Raw genomic sequence first — 2738 nt, 5'->3', positions numbered from 1 at the left:
GTCTCATGGCAGCGCGCGGTCGAACGTGACGGCATGTCGGGTCTACGTGCATCCAAGGTCCAACAGAACCGTCAGCGGCATGAACGGCTGAACCGTCGTCAAACCGCCTGAGTTCCGTTATCTTCCGGCGTGGGCGGACTGGCGGACAGCCCTTCTATCCGCCTCCATGCCTTATAAGGGTGGCTTCCGACGCCGCCACCTCATCGCTGCGGTTTGCGCGAGGCTTCGGTGCGAACTGCCAAACACCAGCGTTTGATCACTGTGGCCTACGATAGGACGATCAGTGGGGGCGTCGCCGCAGCGCCGCTGCAAACCCTCCCTCCCCGGCAAAAAGATCAAATCCGCTCTACCTGAGGCCCTGCGTCAGCTCTTGGAATTCGGCCGGCCGCCATCTGTGCCACGCGCGCTGGACCACCGACTCATTATGCCTCAGCCAGATGCGAATGGATGCGAAATGGACTAAGGCGAGGAAGTTGTCGTCGCGTTTGTTGTAGCTGGTTACGACGGCGCGGAACTGCTTGAGTGTGCTGAAGATGCGTTCGAGGAGGTTGCGGTACCTGTAGAGGAAGGCGCTGAAGATCAGCCGATGCTTGCGGTTCGGCATGAGATTGCGTAAGTTGCTGGTGGCGCCCCTTAATTCTCGCAAGGGACCGGACCTGTAAGCGATCATAGTCAGCTTGAAAAACGCCACTTGTCTTGCGGCGGCGCAAAGCTGTCACAATCAGCTTGAGCTCCAGGCAGACACCATTTCAGCACGGCTCGTATCGCTATTGCAGGCCGCCGCGTCGCTGAGCGCCACCATAGAGCATCCCGATTTGGAACTGGCTGTTTGGAGCGCTGAACGGCTACAGGCGCGGAACAGCTAAGATTGGCGCTGACACGATCAGCAGCGGGCCGGCAAGCGGCTCCGCTACAGCATGACTAGGGCGCGAACTCATAAATTGGGTTGAGCTGTTGCGCGTAGCGTGATTCAGGCACCTCTGGAAACGGAGGGCGTATGGCGCGGCGGCGGTATGAACTGACGGACAAGGAGTGGCTCATTATTGAGCCGTTGCTGCCCAACAAGCCTCGTGGGGTGCCTCGGGTAGACAATCGGCGTGTCCTGAACGGCATTCTCTGGCGTTTCCGGTCCGATGCGCCTTGGGCAGAGATCCCGGAGCGCTATGGGCCGTCAACAACCTGCTACAACCGGTTCGTCCGCTGGCGAAAGGCCGGTGTATGGGACCGGCTGCTGGTGGCAGTATCCGCCGGCTTTAGTGGTGAGTTGGTGATGATCGATTCCACCTGCATGCGCGTCCACCAGTACGGTGCGACGGGCAAAAGGGCGGATCTGGAGATCATGGCATGGGACGTTCCCGGGGCGGCCTTACGACCAAACTCCACGCTCTCGTCGACGCTGATGGACGTCCTGTCGGTCTGCGACTGACAGGTGGGCAGGTCCACGATGCATGCGAAGCTGAAGCGCTGATCGAGACAATCCCTGAAGGAGCCACACTGCTCGGCGACAAGGGTTATGACAGCACCGCCATCCGCGAAGCGGCGGCGGCCAGAAATGTCTGGGCCAACATCCCCAACCGCTCCAACCGTAAGCAGCGCTTCGGCTTCTCGCCTTAACTCTACCGGCAGCGCAACCTCGTCGAGCGCTTCTTCAACCGGACCAAGCAGTTCCGTGGCATCGCCACCCGCTACGACAAGGATGCTGCCAACTATCTCGCAGCCATCAAGCTCGTCTGCACACGCCTCTGGTGCAACGCGTAATGAGTCCACGCCCTAGTAAGCCCTAGGGCACTCAGGAGCTCGCCCGGTGCTACTAGGCGTCGTTCAGCGCCTTGAACATGTAGGGAGCAGCGCAGAGAGTGCTCACGCATTTGAGACATGATGAACGCTCCTTAATGTTGAATGGTGAACGCCAGCCGTCGTTTTCTTAAGCGAGATTTACAAGTCGTTAAGATTTGGCGTCCATCTTGAGCGTGCCTCGGCAAACAGCCCGTTCTCCCTACCCGAGGCTACCCGAATGAAGGTCGTAGGTTCTCCTGGGTCTGCGGCCTTCATCACGAGGAAGGCGTCATGAAACCCTTTGCTAAGCTAGTCGGTGCACTCAGTGCGTACGGATCGCCGGGAAGCGGATATCGAAATCATCGGCCAAGTTCTGCGGCCGTTTCGGCATGGCTGTGCGGCGCTGCTGCGTGCGAATGAACTACTCGGAAGCCGCGTTCTTCGATGGTGTGCCGGTCGCCCATGTAGCTGTCTGGCAAGAGCATCTGCGGATACTTAAGATCGCGAAAATTTGCCGTGCAAGGGGACGTGAACGCGACCGGAACAAGCCCAAGCTCGAAGGCGCTGCTGGGCGCCACACGGCGGATAGGCCGGCCCTTGTTGAGGCTACGCCTCCTCAGCGCTTTGTTCTCAGATCAGTTTGCTGATCGCGATTGCCAGCAACGGTCCATCAGTTCTATTGTAAGCGTCCGCCTGGAACCGTTAGCGGCAGAAAACGCCCCCCCAGTCCGTGTCCTTTGTCGTTGCCCCCTAATTGTCGGACGTGGCCTCGCGGGTTCGGGTGATGTACTCGCGGGGTGATCGGTAGCCTAGCGCCTTATACGGATGGATCTCGTTTAGTGGTTTAGCCAGCGGGGCAGTTGCGCGATGACAGTGCGTGCGTCAGGCGTCGGGTTCACACGGACGTAGTCGCGTTTGAGGGTGCGCACGAAGGCTTCGGCCATGCCATTCGATTGCGGAGA

General features: G+C 59.5%; 1 protein-coding gene and 2 pseudogenes. 1 reads left to right on the top strand and 2 read right to left on the bottom strand.

The window, feature by feature from the left end:
- Nucleotides 1-346 precede the first annotated feature (346 nt).
- On the bottom strand, nucleotides 347-604 hold the full coding sequence (locus tag HNO88_RS21770) for a transposase (protein ID WP_184250905.1): 258 nt from the start codon (nucleotides 602-604) through the stop codon (nucleotides 347-349).
- 393 nt (nucleotides 605-997) lie between these two features.
- Between HNO88_RS21770 and HNO88_RS21765 the strand changes: the two are divergent.
- Nucleotides 998-1758: pseudogene (locus HNO88_RS21765) on the top strand (IS5 family transposase).
- Between the two features lie 768 nt (nucleotides 1759-2526).
- On the opposite strand, the pseudogene HNO88_RS21760 reads toward HNO88_RS21765, so the two are convergent.
- Nucleotides 2527-2738, bottom strand: a pseudogene (locus tag HNO88_RS21760) (integrase core domain-containing protein); the annotation flags it as partial.

Source organism: Novosphingobium chloroacetimidivorans (genome assembly GCF_014204535.1).
GTDB lineage: Bacteria > Pseudomonadota > Alphaproteobacteria > Sphingomonadales > Sphingomonadaceae > Novosphingobium > Novosphingobium chloroacetimidivorans.
Note: the sequence above shows the minus strand (reverse complement) of the source record. Positions and strands in the feature narration are given on the sequence as shown.